The organism is Streptomyces sp. NBC_01335, from assembly GCF_035953295.1.
GTDB lineage: Bacteria > Actinomycetota > Actinomycetes > Streptomycetales > Streptomycetaceae > Streptomyces.
The window spans coordinates 4,195,231-4,210,858 of the sequence record NZ_CP108370.1 but is presented as its reverse complement, the minus strand read 5'-3'; the positions used below and the strand labels follow the sequence as shown (position 1 = coordinate 4,210,858).

The window sequence follows — 15,628 nt, the reverse complement described above, 5'->3', positions numbered from 1 at the left end:
ACCCGGTACGGCTACAGGAGCGAGCGGATCGCCCGGACCAGCGCGTCGACGCCCGCCTCCGCCTTGGCGCGCGGGCAACCGACGTTGAGCCGTACGAAGCCGTCGGAGCCGTAGACCCCGCCCGGCATGATGGCGACCTTCTCCCGCTCGATCAGCACCCGCTGGAGGGCGTCGTCGTCCAGGCCGAGCGGCCTGAGGTCGATCCAGGCGAGGTAACCGGCCTGCGGCGGGCGCCAGTCCAGCTCCGGGAAGGCGGCCCGCAGCCGCTCCTCGACCAGGGCGAGGTTCCCGGCGATGTAGTCGCGCAGCGCGTCGAGCCAGGGCCCGCCCTCCCGGTACGCGGTGATGTGGGCGGTCAGCGCGAGCACCGCCGGGGACTCCAGCCCTTCCGCCGTGGCCATCCGCCTCAGGTACTCGGCCCGGTCCGCCGGGTCGCCGATCAGCCCGTACGAGCCGCTCAGTCCGGGGAAGTTGAAGGACTTCGACCCGGAGGTGATGAGCGCCCAGCCCGCGGGGCCCCGGTCCGCCACCCGGGTCCACGGGACGTGGTGGTGCCCCTCGTGCGCGAAGTCCGAGTGGATCTCGTCGCTGATCACCCGCACGTCGTGCAGCGCGGCCAGCTCCGCCATCCGCGTGAGCTCGGCCTCCGTCCACACCCGCCCCGTGGGGTTCTGGGGCGAGCAAAGCAGCAGCACCTTCGCGTCCGGGCGGGCGAGTTCCCGCTCCAGGGCCGCGTCGTCACCGACCGGCACCCCGCGCATCTCGCGCCCCAGACCGAGGATCGCCTTGCGGAAACCGTCGTACGTCGGGGTGTGGGTGACCACCGCGTCGCCGTCCCCGGTCCACATCCGCAGCAGCTGGGAGAGCTGGTTGAGCACCGAGGGGCCGTAGACGAGCTGCCCGGTGTCGATGGCGGTGTCGTAGCGGGTGGCGTACCAGTGGGCAATCGCCGAACGGAAGTCGTCCTGCTGCCAGTCGGTGTACCCGAACACCCCGTGGTCGATCCGGGCGCGCAGCGCGTCCAGCACCTCGGGCGCGGTCCGGAAGTCCATGTCGGAGATGGTGAACGGCAACAGCCCGTCCGCCCCGAACCGGTCGGCGACCCCGTCCCACTGCACGCTCCAGGTACCCCGGCGGTCGACGACGGCGTCGAAATCGTAGGACGGACTCACAGCGGTGCCTCACACGGTTCGGTCGTACAGATGGTTCGGTCGTTCACGGTTCGTACGGCCGCACGCGGGTGCCGCCTGTCGGTCGGGGGCGCCGGCGGCCGTACAAGCCACGGGCCCGACCTCACCGGGGATCACCCAGGAGTGTCGGGCCCGCGACGAACGCGGTACGGGACCCTGCGGCCCCGTACACGCTTACTTCAGCTTCGTGCCCGTGGAGCGCAGGTTGGCGCAGGCCTCGGTGACACGCACGGCCATGCCCGCCTCGGCGGACTTGCCCCAGGTGCGGGGGTCGTACGTCTTCTTGTTGCCGACCTCGCCGTCGACCTTCAGCACGCCGTCGTAGTTGCGGAACATGTGGTCCGCGATCGGGCGGGTGAAGGCGTACTGGGTGTCGGTGTCGAGGTTCATCTTCACGACGCCGTTCTCCAGCGCGGTGGCGATCTCCTGCGCGGTGGAGCCGGAGCCGCCGTGGAAGACGAAGTCGAACGGGGAGGTCTTGCCGTACTTGGCGCCGACGCCCTCCTGCAGGTCCTTCAGGAGCTCGGGGCGGAGCACGACGTTGCCCGGCTTGTAGACGCCGTGGACGTTGCCGAAGGAGGCGGCCAGCAGGTAGCGGCCCTTCTCGCCCAGGCCGAGCGCCTCGGCGGTGCGCAGCGCGTCGTCGACGGTGGTGTACAGCTCGTCGTTGATCTCGTGCGTGACGCCGTCTTCCTCGCCACCGGTCGGGGTGATCTCGACCTCAAGGATGATCTTGGCGGCGGCGGCCTTGGCGAGCAGCTCCTGACCGATGGCCAGGTTGTCCGCGAGGGTCTCGGCCGAGCCATCCCACATGTGGGACTGGAACAGCGGGTTGAGACCCTTGGCGACGCGCTCGGCGGAGATGTCGAGCAGCGGGCGGACGTAGCCGTCCAGCTTGTCCTTGGGGCAGTGGTCGGTGTGCAGCGCGACGGTGATGTCGTACTTGGCGGCGACGATGTGCGCGAACTCGGCGAGGGCCACGGCGCCCGTCACCATGTCCTTGTTGTACTGGCCGCCCAGGAACTCCGCACCACCGGTGGAGATCTGGACGATGCCGTCGCTCTCGGCCTCGGCGAAACCGCGCAGAGCCGCGTGGAGCGTCTGGGTCGAGGTCACGTTGATGGCCGGGTAGGCGAACTTGCCTGCCTTCGCCCGGTCGAGCATCTCGGCGTAGACCTCGGGGGTTGCGATGGGCATCTGTCCGCTCCTTGGGATGTGCGGGTGTGCAGTGCTGGTCCCTGACCTGGGGGCGACGTCATCGTCGTGCCCATCTTCCCAGACTCCTGCGGGGACTCCACCCGGAGGACCCCCGTAGAAACGGGTCCGGGGCGCACTGTTTCACGTGAAACAGTGCGCCCCGAAGAAAACCGCAGGTCAGAGAGGAACTCCCGCCGGCCGGCTCAGGCCAGGTCGAGATCGGCGACCGAGTAGACGTGCAGGTACGGCAGTCCCGCCTCGGCGATGGCCGGAGCGGCGCCCCGCTCCACGATCACCGCGACGGCGACGACCTCGCCACCGGCCTCGCGCACGGCCTCGACGGCGGTCAGCGGCGACCCACCGGTGGTCGAGGTGTCCTCGACCACCAGGCAGCGGCGGCCCTTGACGTCGGTGCCCTCGATGCGGCGCTGCATCCCGTGCGCCTTCTGCGCCTTGCGGACGACGAAGGCGTCCAGCGTCTCACCGCGCGCGGCGGAGGCGTGCAGCATCGAGGTGGCGACCGGGTCGGCGCCCAGCGTCAGACCGCCGACGCAGTCGAAGTCCAGCTCGGCGGTGGCGTCGAGCATGACCTGGCCGACCAGCGGCGCGGCCTTGCCGTCCAGCGTGATCCGGCGCAGGTCGATGTACCAGTCGGCTTCCAGACCCGAGGAGAGGGTCACCTTGCCGTGCACCACGGCCTTGTCCTTGATCTGCTGGAGCAGGTCAGCGCGTACGTCAGTCATACGTCGAGAGTACGTGGCGGGGCAGGCTTCCTCAGAGCCGAGCCCAGCTCCAGGTGGTCTCCATCTCCAGCGGCTCGATCGGCGTGACCAGGCGCGGAGTGGAATTCAGCCCGTTCGGCGGGCCGGACTGCGGCTCCACGCAGAGCGCCTCGTCCTGCTCGTCGTAGATCACGACCCACTCGTCGCGGCTGGTGACGGTCAGCTCCAGCTGCTCCGGCCAGGTGACCGTGGCCTTCACGCCCTCCGGCATCCCGAAGCAGTCGTCCCAGGGCCCGGGGAGCGGGTCGATCCGGCGGCCGGTCGGCATGTGGTCCGCGCCGCGCTCCTCCTGCCAGGCGGCGTCGAAGGAGAGCTGGGCGTCCTGCCCGCCGATGTTGCGCAGGAACCAGGGGTGCCAGCCGGCCTGGGCCGGGAACGAATCGCCGTACGTCTCCACGGACATGCGGATCGTCAGGGCGTCCTCGGAGAGCTCGAAGGTCTGCGTCACCCGCCCCCGGTACGGCCACGGTTCGGCGAGGTCGTAATAGAAGGCGGCCTCGCCCTCCAGCTCCCGCGCGGCGGTCCAGGAGGTGTCGCGCCCAGTGCCGTGGATGGCGTGCGGCGGCGAATTGAGCGGCAGGGTGTGCACCGTGTCGCCGTTGCGGAACTCGCCGTACGCGGTTCTCCCGACCCACGGCACCATGGGGAAGCAGCCGTACCGCTCACCCTGGCGCAGCAGTTCGGTGCCCCCGATCCGCAGGCTGGTGATTCGGCACCCTCGGACGGGGTCGATGGTCAACTCGGCGTCGCCGGCGGTCAGCCGGACACTCTTCTCGCTACTCACACAACGACCCTACTGGCGCGCTCACCTACGGCGCCGCAGCGCCCGCCCCACGACCACGGCGGAGGCGAGTGCGAGGGCCGCCGCCGGGGCCACCCAGCGCAGGGTGGAGGAGGCGGTGGTGGTCTCCGGCGAGGGCACGGGTGCGTACCGGCCGCGCGGCGGCGCGTGGTCCACCTCCTCGGCGCTCCGCCCGATCATGGTGCGCCGGGCGTGCGCGGCCTCGGCGGGCGGCTCGTCCGGGACGGCGAACTCGATGTCGGCGCCCGCGTCGAGCGAGGGGGGTGGCACCGGGGCGTCGAAGAGGGACCCGGTGCCCGCACCGGCCGGGGAGTCCGTGTCGCCCCCGTCGGGACGCGTCTCCGCGTCCGCCCGCGCCTCGATGCCGGTGCTGCTGTCGGCGTCCCCGTACGGAACGGCGCCGGGAGGCGTATCCGCGGGAGGCGTATCGGCGGGAGGCGTATCGGCGGGGGCTTCGTGCGCCCCGTGAGTCCCCGCCTCGTGGGTCCCCGGCGCCCCGTTCACCCCGTGCGTCTCGTGGGCGGCCAGGCTCTCCGTGACGAGCTGCTGGGTGAAGCGGTCGAGCAGCCGGCGGGCGGCGACGCGGACGGCCTCGGCGTCGATCTCGGCGAGCCGCCCGTCACCGGTGGCCGTGCCGGAGTAGCGGATCGTCGTGCCGGACGCGCCCTCGCCCGCGGTGTCTTCGAGGGCGATCGTCAGGGCCAGCTTCACCGTGCCGGCGCCCCGGGCGGCGGTGCCCTCCCCGGTGACGGAGACGGTCTCCTCGTCGGTCGCGGTGAGCTCCAGGGCGCCCCGGTAGGTGATCGTGTGGCCGTCCACCCGGAACCTCAGCCGGCCGGCGAGCGCCTCGGACGCGGCCGCGTCCTGCTGGAGGGACGGGACGCAGCGCGCCACCCGGACGGGATCGCCGAGCGCGCTCCGCAGGGACGCGACCGGAACCGGAACGAACACCTCATGCTCCATGAATCCGAGCCTACTCAACTCTCCGCCCCTCGCGTCAGGTCTCCGAGGCGTAGCGCGGATGCAGCAGCGTGGACGGCGGCTGCCCCGGCAGCCGCATCGCCTCCGCGGCCCGGCCCGCCGCCGCCAGCCCCTGGGCGCCGAGGGACCGCAGGGCGGGGGTTCCCGCGCCGAGCCCGAGCACCGGCGGCGCTCCGCCCGGGGCCGCCAGCACGAAGCCCCAGTCCTCCTCGGCACCCGTGTCACCCGCGACCCGGTCCGGACTCGCGCCGAACCCCGTACGCCGCCCGAGGACCCGGTACGGCCGGGTGGCCATGCCCGCCGCGCGCACGGTGGCGTCGACCGTCCAGTAGGTGCGCGGGCGCTTCCCCGGCGGCCCCGCGTGCACCACGAACCGGCCGCCCGGGGCCACCGCCCGCCTGACCAGACCGTAGAACTCGGCGGAGTAGAGCTTGGTGCTCGCCGTGATCCCCGGGTCGGGCAGATCGGATATGACCACGTCGTAGCGGTCGTGCGCGGTCCGCAGCCAGGTGAACGCGTCCGCGTTGACGGCCGTCAGCCGCGGGTCGGCGTAGGCGTGGCCGTTGAGCGCGGAGAGCGCCGGGTCGGTACGGGCCAGCCGGGTGACCCCCGGGTCCAGCTCGACCACCGTCACCCGGGTCACGTCGGAGTAGCGCAGCACCTCGCGGGCGGCCAACCCGTCGCCGCCGCCGAGCACCAGCACCCGGGCGTGCGGCCCCCGCATCGCGGGGTGCACGAGGGACTCGTGGTAGCGGGACTCGTCGCGGGCGCTGACCCGCAGCCGGCCGTCGAGGTAGAGGTCCAGGGTGTCGCGCCCGGAGCCGGTGAGGACGATCTCCTGCACCCCCGTCTGCACCGCGACCCGCACCTCGCCCCCGTACACCGCCTGGCGCGCGGCCCGCTCGAAGTCGTCCACCAGCACGGCGGCGGTGGCCAGCAGCGCCATCGCGCAGATCCCGGCGAGGACGAGGAGCCAGCGGGACCGGGCGGTGAGGTCCCGCCGGAAGAGCCAGAGGATCAGGGCCCCGCCCGCCGCCGCGTTGACCGCCCCGGTGAACAGCGCACCGGTCAGCTGCCCCAGCGTCGGCAGCAGCAGGAAGGGGAAGGCCAGCCCGCCGACCAGGGCGCCCACGTAGTCCGCCGCGAAGAGGTCCGCGACGGTCCCGCCCGCGTCCTGCCGGTCGACCCGCTGGATCAGCGTCATCAGCAGCGGGATCTCCGCCCCGATCAGGACGCCGATCGCCACCGAGAACCCGACCAGCGCGACGCGCGACTCCCCGAGCCAGGCGAAGGAGGCGTAGAGCACGAGGGCGGAGAACCCGCCGACCAGTGCGAGCGCCACCTCGATCAGGGCGAAGCCGACGGCGGCGTGGCAGCGTAAACGTTTCGCGAGCAGTGAGCCGATGCCCATCGCGAAGACCATCACGGAGAGCACCACCGAGGCCTGCGTCACGGAGTCGCCGATCAGGTACGAAGCCATGGCGACCAGTTCGAGCTCGTACACCAGGCCGCAGGCGGCGCAGACGAACACGGAGGCCAGCACGAGGAAGCGGCCGGTCCGCGGGTGTACGGGAAGGGGCGCCGCACCCCCGAGAAGGGGCACCTGCTGGTCGATCATGCCCGGAACGCTACGTCACGATTCCTGCGCGCCTTGTCACCCGCAAGGGTGCACATGAGGCTCTGCAGCGAGCGCCCGGCGTGCACCAACCGCCCACCGGCGCACGCCAACACCTCGCGCGCCGCACGCTTTTCGGTCACTTCAGAGCACCAGGGCGGGCGCACCGGCCCCGGCGGAAACGGCGGGCACCCCCGCACCAGCGGAGACGACCGGAAAGGCCTTGGCCATCACGGGAGTTGACCGCTCCACGAACGCCGGGACGCTCCCCGAGCCCACACCCGCCGCCACACCCGTCCTGGGCATCACCACACCGCTCGGCGGCGCCGGAATCCGCACCCCGACCCGGGTCCGCGTGGCGACCAACTGCCCTTCCTGCGGGTACGCGTGCCACGTACGCCACCGCACCTGCCCCTCCGAGCGCTGCGCCAGCATCGCGGTGAAGGCGTAGGGGCTGCCCGGAAAGGTGCCCGCCAGCCCGTGCGGGTGCTCGGCCACCAGGGCGAGCAACTCCTGGGCCCGCGCGGCGAACTGCCCCTCGTTGAGGGTCTCCACGCGCGCGGCGAACTCGTACTCCCGGTCGCCGAGCTGTTCGGCCACCCCCAGGGGCAGCGGGGTGCGCGTGCCCGGGAGGCAGGCCACGGTCTCCGAACAGGTACCGCCGCCCTCCTCCAACAGGACCTGGTGAGAGGCGCCGAGCAGCCTCAACTGCATGGTGGCGCCGCCGAGCTGGAGATCCAGCACGGCGAGGGCGGGCAGCGGCTCCTTGCCGAGCGCCCACGCCAGGTCGGCAGCGCGGGTGTCGGAATAGGCCGTCTGGAGGGACGTGAGCATGGGTCGGCTCCGCAAACGCAGGGACACATGAGCAGGGGGCGCCACCGGAGGAGAGACGTGGGGAGGTGGGAGGCGCCAGATCCGGCCCAACTGGGGTCCGTGGGCTGAAATGTTCTGTCAAACGAGGGAATCACGAACTACGCCGCACTCACCGCGTTTTTGACCAACTTGGCGTGGTTTCCATCCCCTGGGGGGCAATACAGTTCAACTGTTCAACCAGAGAGCCCCCGTGTACCTCCGGACGCGTCGAAGATCCACAACACGACGGGGCCCGGCCGGAGTTGATCGCCCACGGCCGGGCCCCGCACGTCTTCTCCGTCAGCGCCCACCGCGCGCGCCGGACCGCGTCAGCTGCCGCCGCCGCAGCCGCCTCCCCCGCCGCACGAGGACCCTCCGCCGCACGAGGATCCTCCGCCGCACGAGTGGCCTCCCCCGCACGAGTGCCCGCCGGAGTGCCCGCCGGAGTGGCTGGAACCACCGCCCCCGGACGAGCCGCCGTCACCCGCCCACCAGCTGTCCCCGGACGACCGCCCGCGCCCCGACGAACGGCGCGCCTTCTTCGTGCTCACCGTGTACCCACGCGGTCCGCTCCGGGACGCGGATCTGCGGGACGCCGGCCGGTTCCTCGCCGACCACCTCACGGCCGTCACCACGACCCCCGCCACCGCAAGCGCGATCAGCCCCAACAGGACGTACGTCACGCCCTCACATCCTTCCGTCCCCCGTGACGGCCCCCGCCGCCTCCGAAAACCAATCCGGATGTCCCCGGGATGCCCCGCCCGCGTTCGCGCCAAAGCGGACTTGAGCAACTCCAGAGCTTGCCGACAGGATGACCACGGGTCCCGGAGACGCCGGCCCGGATCGAGGACGGTGGAGAGATGAGCCGCAGGCCGCTGCTGAACCGCAGGCTGGACGGGCACGGGACGACGATCTTCGCGGAGATGTCGGCCCTGGCGCTCACGACCGGAGCCATCAACCTGGGGCAGGGCTTCCCCGACACCGACGGCCCCGAGGAGGTCCGCGAGGCCGCGGTCCGCGCCCTGCGCGACGGCAGGGGCAACCAGTACCCGCCGGGCCCGGGCATCCCCGAGCTGCGTACCGCCGTCGCCGACCACCAGCGCCGCTTCTACGGCCTCACCTTCGACCCCGGCACCGAGGTCCTGGTCACCGCGGGCGCCACCGAGGCCATCGCCGCGAGCATGCTGGCCCTCCTGGAGCCGGGCGACGAGGTCATCGCCTTCGAGCCCTTCTACGACTCGTACGCGGCGTGCATCGCCATGGCCGGCGGCGTCCGGGTCCCCCTCACCCTGCGCGCCCCGGACTTCCGCCCCGACCTCGACGCGCTCCGGGACGCCATCACCCCGCGCACCCGGCTGCTCCTCCTGAACAGCCCGCACAACCCGACCGGCACGGTCCTCACCCGCGAGGAGCTGACCGCCATCGCCGCACTCGCCGTCGAACACGACCTCCTGGTCGTCACCGACGAGGTCTACGAGCACCTCGCCTTCGACGGGGACCACGTGCCCCTCATCTCCCTGCCCGGGATGCGCGACCGGACGGTCTCCATCTCCTCGGCCGGCAAGACGTTCTCGTTCACCGGCTGGAAGATCGGCTGGGTCACCGGCTCCGCCGCCCTGGTGACCGCCGTCCGCACCGCGAAGCAGTACCTCACCTTCGTGAGCGGCGGCCCACTCCAGTACGCCGTCGCCGAGGCACTGGCCCTCCCCGACACGTTCTTCACCGCCTTCCGCGAGGACCTGGGCGCCAAGCGCGACCTCCTCGCGGCCGGCCTCACCGCCGCCGGCTTCGAGGTCTACCGGCCCCAGGGCACCTACTTCATCACCACCGACGTGGCCCCCCTCGGCGCGAAGGACGGCATCGCCTTCTGCCGCGCCCTCCCCGAACGCGCCGGCGTCGTCGCCGTCCCCAACTCCGTCTTCTACGACGACCAGGAGGCCGGCCGCACCCAGGTCCGGTTCGCCTTCTGCAAGCGGGATCAAGTGCTCCAGCAGGCCGTGGAGCGTCTCAAACGGCTCGCGGCGTGAGGGTGGCGGCCCCACCCCCGAAAACACCGACGGCCGGGGCGGCGGTCGTGGTGACCGCCGCCCCGGCCGGGCGTCGTGCGGGTGCGTCGTGCGGGTGCGGCCCGCGGAGCGCGGTGGGTCAGCCCTCGGGCGTCTCGTCCGCGGACTCGGCCCCCTCGGCCTTGTCCTCGGCCGGCGCGAGGCCGAGGCGCTCGACGAGCCACTTGTCGAACTCGATGGAGGCGCGGACCCAGCTCACCGTGGAGGAGACGAAGTGCTCCAGGCTGACGCCGGTGCCGATGAGCATCTGCGCCTCACCGATCAGGCGGACCGAACCGGCCTCGCCCTCCTCGCCCTCGTGGGAGTGCGTGTAGACCTTGGGCCACAGGGTGCGGCGGTTCCAGTCGTCGATGGCGTCCAGCAGGACGGCGCGCTGGTCGAGGGCGTGCGGGCGGTCGTAGAACGTCCGCACCGAGAAGACCTGCTGGTCCGCCTCGCCGCGGAACATGAAGTACGTGCGGAACTCTTCCCACGGCGCCGCGAGGTCGCCCTCGTCGTCGACGACGAACTTGAGCTCCATCTGCTCCAGGAGCTGCTTGACGAGGTCCTGGTCAGGGACGACGGGGCCCTCCGGTCCTGCCGCCTGCGGTTCGGGCTGGCCCCCGAAATTAGGAATCGAGGACGGATCGATGCTCACCGTTATTTCCCTTCGTGCGGTTGTACGCCATCCTCTCCCATCGCAGGCGGGGAATGGCAACCCCCAGCGGGCCCGATCCGCTCCCGGCGGACAGGATCGGGGCGGCCGGCCGGGTACGAGGGCGGCGCGCCGCCGTCCTCGTACCCCTCGGCCCCGTCGGTCCCGGTCCCCGGGCCTCAGCGCACCGCGCCCACGATGAGCCCGCCCTCGCCGGCCCCACCGTTCTCGGCGCCGTCCCCGAAGACGTCCACCCGTACGGTGTCGCCGTCCGCGATCTCGCCCGCGAGGATCTCCCTGGCGAGCTGGTCGCCGATGGCCGTCTGGATGAGGCGGCGCAGCGGCCGGGCGCCGTAGGCCGGGTCGTTGCCCTTCTCGGCGAGCCAGGCCAGCGCGGCCGGGGTGACGTCGAGGGTGAGCCGGCGGTCGGCGAGCCGCTTGGCGAGGCGGCCGATCTGGAGCCCCGCGATGTGGGCGAGTTCGTCGCCGGTGAGCGCGGAGAAAACGACCAGGTCGTCCAGCCGGTTCAGGAACTCCGGCTTGAACGAGGCCCGTACGACCTCCAGTACCCGGTCCTTCTTCGCCTCGGGCTTGAGCAGCGGGTCGACCAGGAACTGGCTGCCGAGGTTGGAGGTCAGGATCAGGATGGTGTTGCGGAAGTCCACCGTCCGGCCCTGGCCGTCGGTGAGCCGGCCGTCGTCGAGCACCTGGAGCAGGATGTCGAAGACCTCCGGGTGCGCCTTCTCCACCTCGTCCAGCAGCACGACGCTGTACGGGCGGCGGCGGACCGCCTCCGTGAGCTGGCCGCCCTCCTCGTAACCGACGTAGCCGGGCGGGGCGCCGACGAGCCGGGCGACGCTGTGCTTCTCGCTGTACTCGCTCATGTCGACGCGGACCATGGCCCGTTCGTCGTCGAAGAGGAAGTCCGCCAGGGCCTTCGCGAGCTCCGTCTTGCCGACGCCGGTGGGCCCGAGGAAGAGGAACGAGCCGGTGGGCCGGTCCGGGTCCGCGATCCCGGCCCGGGTGCGGCGTACGGCGTCCGACACCGCGCGGACGGCCTCGCTCTGGCCGATCAGGCGCCTGCCGAGCTCCTCCTCCATCCGCAGCAGCTTCTGCGTCTCGCCCTCCAGCAGCCGGCCGGCCGGGATGCCCGTCCAGGCGCCGACCACGTCGGCGATGTCGTCGGAGCCGACCTCGTCCTTGACCAGGGTCTCCTTGGGTGTCTCGGCCGCCACCTGCTCGGCCTCGGTGGCTTCCTCCAGCTCGCGCTCCAGGCCGGGGATCTCGCCGTAGAGGAGCTTGGAGGCAGTGTCGAAGTCGCCGTCGCGCTGGGCGCGTTCGGCCTGGCCGCGCAGGTCGTCGAGGCGTTCCTTCAGCTCACCGACCCGGTTGAGGCCCTGCTTCTCCTTCTCCCAGCGGGCGGTGAGGCCGCGCAGCTCCTCCTCCTTGTCGGCGAGGTCGCGGCGGAGCTTCTCCAGCCGCTGCCGGGAGGCGGGGTCGGTCTCGCTCTTCAGCGCCAGCTCCTCCATGTGGAGCCGGTCCACGGCGCGTTGCAGCTCGTCGATCTCGACGGGCGAGGAGTCGATCTCCATGCGCAGCCGGGAGGCGGCCTCGTCCACGAGGTCGATCGCCTTGTCCGGGAGGAAACGGGAGGTGATGTAGCGGTCGGACAGGGTCGCGGCGGCCACCAGCGCGGCGTCCGCGATGGAGACCTTGTGGTGCGCCTCGTAGCGCCCCTTGAGCCCGCGCAGGATCGCGATGGTGTCCTCGACGCTGGGCTCGGCGACCAGCACCTGCTGGAAGCGGCGTTCCAGGGCGGGGTCCTTCTCGATCCGCTCGCGGTACTCGTCGAGCGTGGTCGCGCCGACCATGCGCAGCTCGCCGCGGGCCAGCATGGGCTTGAGCATGTTGCCCGCGTCCATGGCGGAGTCGCCGCCGGCTCCGGCGCCGACGACGGTGTGCAGCTCGTCGATGAAGGTGATGATCCGGCCGTCGCTCTCCTTGATCTCGGAGAGGACGGTCTTCAGCCGCTCCTCGAACTCGCCCCGGTACTTCGCGCCCGCGACCATCGCCCCCAGGTCGAGGGAGACCAGCCGCTTGTCGCGCAGCGACTCGGGCACGTCGCCCTTGACGATGCGCTGGGCGAGCCCTTCGACGACGGCGGTCTTGCCGACGCCGGGTTCACCGATGAGGACCGGGTTGTTCTTCGTACGGCGCGACAGCACCTGTACGACGCGGCGGATCTCCTGGTCCCGGCCGATGACCGGGTCGAGCTTGCCCTCACGGGCCGCGGCCGTGAAGTCCGTGCCGAACTTCTCCAGGGCCTTGTACTGACCCTCCGGGTCGGGTGTGGTCACCCGTCGCCCTCCCCTGCTCTTCTCGAACGCGGCCAGCAGCTTCTTCGCACCGGCCCCCTGAGCCCCGAGGATCTCACCGGTCCGGCCGCCCTTCTCGGCGACCGCGATCAGCAGGTGCTCGGTGGAGACGTACTCGTCGCCGAGGTCCTTGGCGCGGCGCGCGGCGTCCTCGACGACGGCGAGCAGCTCGCGGTTGGGCTGCGGCGGTGCCACGGTGGAACCGGTGACGCTGGGCAGCGCGCCGAGCAGCCGCTCGGTCTCCGTGCGCACGGTGGCCTGGTCGGCCTCCACGGCGGCCAGCAGATCGATGATGTTCTCGTTGTCCTCGCCCGCGAGCAGCGCGAGCAGCAGGTGTGCGGGGGTGAGATCGGGGTGTCCGTCCTTCACGGCCCTGCTGGTGGCCGCGGTGAGGGCGTCCCTGCTCTTGTTCGTCAGCTCGGCGTCCACGTGCGCTGTCTCCTCCTCGACGATCGCGTCCTGCCCAGGCTCTCCACCTTGGCCCTTGCTTCGACCAACGTGCGCAAAGTTGAGTCTATTCCACTCAAGGCTGGGATTCGAGCCGTCCGGACCCGGCGAGGGCGCGGGAAGCACTTCACGGGGCGGCTCATACGCTTCGGCCATGGCCCTCGACGTGCGCGACCCCAGCCCCGAGTACCTCGCCTTCTGGCGCGAGTACCACCTCTGCACCCTGACCACCCTGCGCCCGGACGGTACCCCGCACGTAGTGCCCGTCTGCGTGACGTACGACCCCGAAGCGGGGCTGGCCCGCATCATCACCGACGGCGGCAGCCGCAAGGTCGCCCACATCCGGGCGGCGGGCCCCGAGGGGGCGCGGGTCGCGGTCTGCCAGATGCACCGCGCGCGCTGGGCGACGCTGGAGGGCCGCGCGACGATCCGTACCGAGCGGGAGGCCGTCGAGGACGCCGAACGCCGCCACACCGAGCGGTACGGGCGCGAGCCGAGGGTCAACCCGACCCGCGTCGTCATCGAGATCGCCCTGGACCGGGCGCTGGGCCGGGCCTGACCGGGGCTGACCGGGCCTGACCTGCGCTGCCGGGCGCGCGCGAGGCGGCCCGGCGGAATGTCCTGGTACAAGCACAACGGCGCCACCGTGTCAGGTCACGGTGGCGCCGTTGTGTGGGGGACAGCGCTTGAGCGATGCTGTACTTCGGGGGAATCGCTCAGGCGCTTCGGGGGGTGGCGGAAATGGTCTCGGGGTCGAAAAGTTCATGGTCGCGCTGGTCCAGATTGACGAAGATCATGCCGTACCTGACCGCACAACGGACGGGCTGTGGGGCGCCACGTGGCCTGCGCAGACAGCGGTAGGCGCGAATTTCTTCGCCCTCCTCCATCACGACGACTACAGGTTCTCCGAGCAGGGTGACCATCAACGAGTCGCCCGGGCCCGGCAGAGCGGTGAGCAGATCGACGAAGTGCCACCCCGAGCGATAGGCCGAGGCCATCTCGCGCCGGAAGATCCGGTCGTCCGGCGGGGTGGTCATGCGTCTGCGGAGGCCGGAAGCGAGTCCCAACCGATGTCATTCCGGACGGTGTTCAGGGAGTCCCAGCCGATGTCCGCCTGGACCGCGGCGAGCGAGTCCCAGCCGATGTCGCCCTGGACCGTGTTCAACGAGTCCCAGCCGATGTCGCCCTGGCCCTTGCCCGGCACGGGCCAGCCGATGTCCGCCTGGACCGCGGCGAGCGAATCCCAGCCGATGTCGCCCTGAACCGTGTTCAACGAGTCCCAGCCGATGTCGCCCGGCGCCTTGGCCAGCGAGTCCCAGCCGATGTCACCCTGCAGCTTGTTCAGCGAGTCCCAGCCGATGTCACCGGGTGTCGCCCGAGCCTGGTCGTCCCAGCCAATGTCCCCCGGGACAGCAGCCGCCTCACCGTCCCAGCCGATGTCGCCCGCGCCCACCAGCCCAAAACCCAAGGCCGCGACGAACGAGGCGGCAAGCACCGAGCGAAGCATTCGCTTATCCATAATCGGCTTCGTCCTCACTTGTGGATTCATCTCCCCCGCTCCTAAGACGATGTCTCACGCGACCCTGTGAACACCACAGAGTCGATGCATCATGTTCTTGCATGTTCAGGAACCTGGGGGGTGGAGAAATGATCACAAGGGACACAAAAACGACACATCCTCACGGGATCACCGACCTGTGCGAGGACGGAAAGCGCCTCTATTCGGGCGCACTGCGCTCCGGACGCATCGCGCGCGACGAGGTCGAACCCGCGCCGTGCCTGATGGAGTTCGCCCTGCTGCACGCCGACCCCGACGACCCGGACTGGCTGCGGCCCGTACCGCCGTCCACCGCTCTCGCACAGCACGTGAACCCCCTGGAGCGGGAGATACAGGAGCGCAGACGGCACTCGGTCCGACTCGCCCAGTCCTTCCAGCCCTTCATGGAGATCAGCGCCCAGGGGCCGCCGGCCACCCACGCCATCACCGTGCTGGAGGGCGTGAACCGTATCAACGGTGCCCTGGACATCGCCACCGCGGAGTGCCGCACCGAGGTCCTCACCATCCAGCCCGGCGGCGGACGGAACGAGGACCGTCTGGGCAAGGCACTGGAGCGCGGCCTCTCCGTCGTGGACCGCGGCATCCGGATGCGGACGCTGTACCAGCACACGGTCCGCTACAGCCCCAGCACCCTGGCCTACGCCGAACGCATCGCCGACGTGAACGTGGAGATCCGGACGTCCGAGGAGCTCATCGAGCGTCTCATCGTCTTCGACCGCACCGTCGCCTTCATCCCGGCCCAGGACGACCGCCAAGTCGCCCTGGAACTCCGCCACCCGGGGCTGGTCGCCTATCTCGCGTCGGTCTTCGAGAAGTTCTGGACCCGCGCCACCCCCCTGCTGGAGGAGGTGCGGTACGAGCCCACGCCGGACGGCATCAGCGCCGTCCAGCGCTCCATCGCCCACCTCCTCGTCGAGGGGCACGTGGACGACTCGATCGCGCGCCGGCTGGGGATGAACGTACGCACCTGCCGCGCGCACATCGCCAAGCTCGCCGCCACCCTCGGCAGCAGCAGCCGCGCCCAACTCGGCTTCCTGATAGCTCAGTCGGGCATCCTCAACGAAGACGCCTGACCGCCGGCACCAGCACCGGCGCCGCGCCGCGCGCCACACCCCGCGCACCGGGAAGG

13 protein-coding genes and 1 pseudogene are annotated in these 15,628 nt (G+C 71.4%); 3 read left to right on the top strand and 11 right to left on the bottom strand.

Annotated features, from left to right (window positions below):
• Positions 1–11: 11 nt before the first annotated feature.
• The 7 genes and pseudogenes from OG599_RS18080 to OG599_RS18050 all read right to left on the bottom strand — a co-directional run.
• A complete protein-coding gene (locus OG599_RS18080) occupies positions 12–1,172 on the bottom strand; it encodes a MalY/PatB family protein (protein ID WP_327177003.1) in 1,161 nt (386 codons plus the stop codon).
• A gap of 192 nt (positions 1,173–1,364) precedes the next feature.
• Positions 1,365–2,387, bottom strand: a complete 1,023-nt coding sequence (gene fbaA, locus OG599_RS18075; protein WP_327177002.1) for a class II fructose-bisphosphate aldolase — start codon at positions 2,385–2,387, stop codon at positions 1,365–1,367.
• Between the two features lie 203 nt (positions 2,388–2,590).
• On the bottom strand, positions 2,591–3,130 hold the full coding sequence (gene pyrE, locus OG599_RS18070; RefSeq protein ID WP_327177001.1) for an orotate phosphoribosyltransferase: 540 nt from the start codon (positions 3,128–3,130) through the stop codon (positions 2,591–2,593).
• Between the two features lie 31 nt (positions 3,131–3,161).
• On the bottom strand, positions 3,162–3,953 hold the full coding sequence (locus OG599_RS18065) for an aldose epimerase family protein (RefSeq protein ID WP_327177000.1): 792 nt from the start codon (positions 3,951–3,953) through the stop codon (positions 3,162–3,164).
• Between the two features lie 21 nt (positions 3,954–3,974).
• Positions 3,975–4,934: a CoxG family protein gene (locus tag OG599_RS18060; protein WP_327176999.1), complete on the bottom strand. Its 960-nt coding sequence runs from the start codon at positions 4,932–4,934 to the stop codon at positions 3,975–3,977.
• A gap of 34 nt (positions 4,935–4,968) precedes the next feature.
• A complete protein-coding gene (locus OG599_RS18055) occupies positions 4,969–6,570 on the bottom strand; it encodes a polyamine aminopropyltransferase (protein ID WP_327176998.1) in 1,602 nt (533 codons plus the stop codon).
• A gap of 318 nt (positions 6,571–6,888) precedes the next feature.
• A pseudogene (locus OG599_RS18050) lies at positions 6,889–7,401 on the bottom strand (DUF2617 family protein); the annotation flags it as partial.
• Between the two features lie 878 nt (positions 7,402–8,279).
• Between OG599_RS18050 and OG599_RS18045 the strand changes: the two are divergent.
• Positions 8,280–9,446 carry a pyridoxal phosphate-dependent aminotransferase gene (locus OG599_RS18045; protein WP_327176997.1) on the top strand — a complete coding sequence of 389 codons (1,167 nt, stop codon included), beginning with the start codon at positions 8,280–8,282 and terminating at the stop codon, positions 9,444–9,446.
• A gap of 118 nt (positions 9,447–9,564) precedes the next feature.
• Here the strand turns inward: OG599_RS18045 and OG599_RS18040 are convergent, their stop codons facing one another.
• Positions 9,565–10,122 carry a YbjN domain-containing protein gene (locus OG599_RS18040; protein WP_327176996.1) on the bottom strand — a complete coding sequence of 186 codons (558 nt, stop codon included), beginning with the start codon at positions 10,120–10,122 and terminating at the stop codon, positions 9,565–9,567.
• Between the two features lie 176 nt (positions 10,123–10,298).
• Positions 10,299–12,923 (bottom strand): ATP-dependent chaperone ClpB, encoded by a 2,625-nt coding sequence (clpB, locus tag OG599_RS18035; protein WP_327176995.1) that lies wholly within the window; start codon positions 12,921–12,923, stop codon positions 10,299–10,301.
• A gap of 172 nt (positions 12,924–13,095) precedes the next feature.
• Between clpB and OG599_RS18030 the strand changes: the two genes are divergently transcribed.
• On the top strand, positions 13,096–13,500 hold the full coding sequence (locus tag OG599_RS18030; RefSeq protein WP_327176994.1) for a pyridoxamine 5'-phosphate oxidase family protein: 405 nt from the start codon (positions 13,096–13,098) through the stop codon (positions 13,498–13,500).
• A 157-nt stretch (positions 13,501–13,657) separates the two neighbouring features.
• On the opposite strand, the gene OG599_RS18025 is transcribed toward OG599_RS18030, so the two are convergent.
• Positions 13,658–13,978: a (2Fe-2S)-binding protein gene (locus OG599_RS18025; RefSeq protein ID WP_275492963.1), complete on the bottom strand. Its 321-nt coding sequence runs from the start codon at positions 13,976–13,978 to the stop codon at positions 13,658–13,660.
• Positions 13,975–14,448, bottom strand: coding sequence for a hypothetical protein (locus OG599_RS18020; RefSeq protein ID WP_327176993.1), 474 nt, complete (start codon positions 14,446–14,448; stop codon positions 13,975–13,977). The genes OG599_RS18025 and OG599_RS18020 overlap by 4 nt, the downstream gene beginning before the upstream one ends.
• Before the next feature lie 140 nt (positions 14,449–14,588).
• Here OG599_RS18020 and OG599_RS18015 point away from each other — a divergent pair, with 140 nt between their 5' ends.
• Positions 14,589–15,572, top strand: coding sequence for a helix-turn-helix transcriptional regulator (locus OG599_RS18015; RefSeq protein ID WP_327176992.1), 984 nt, complete (start codon positions 14,589–14,591; stop codon positions 15,570–15,572).
• Positions 15,573–15,628: the final 56 nt, after the last annotated feature.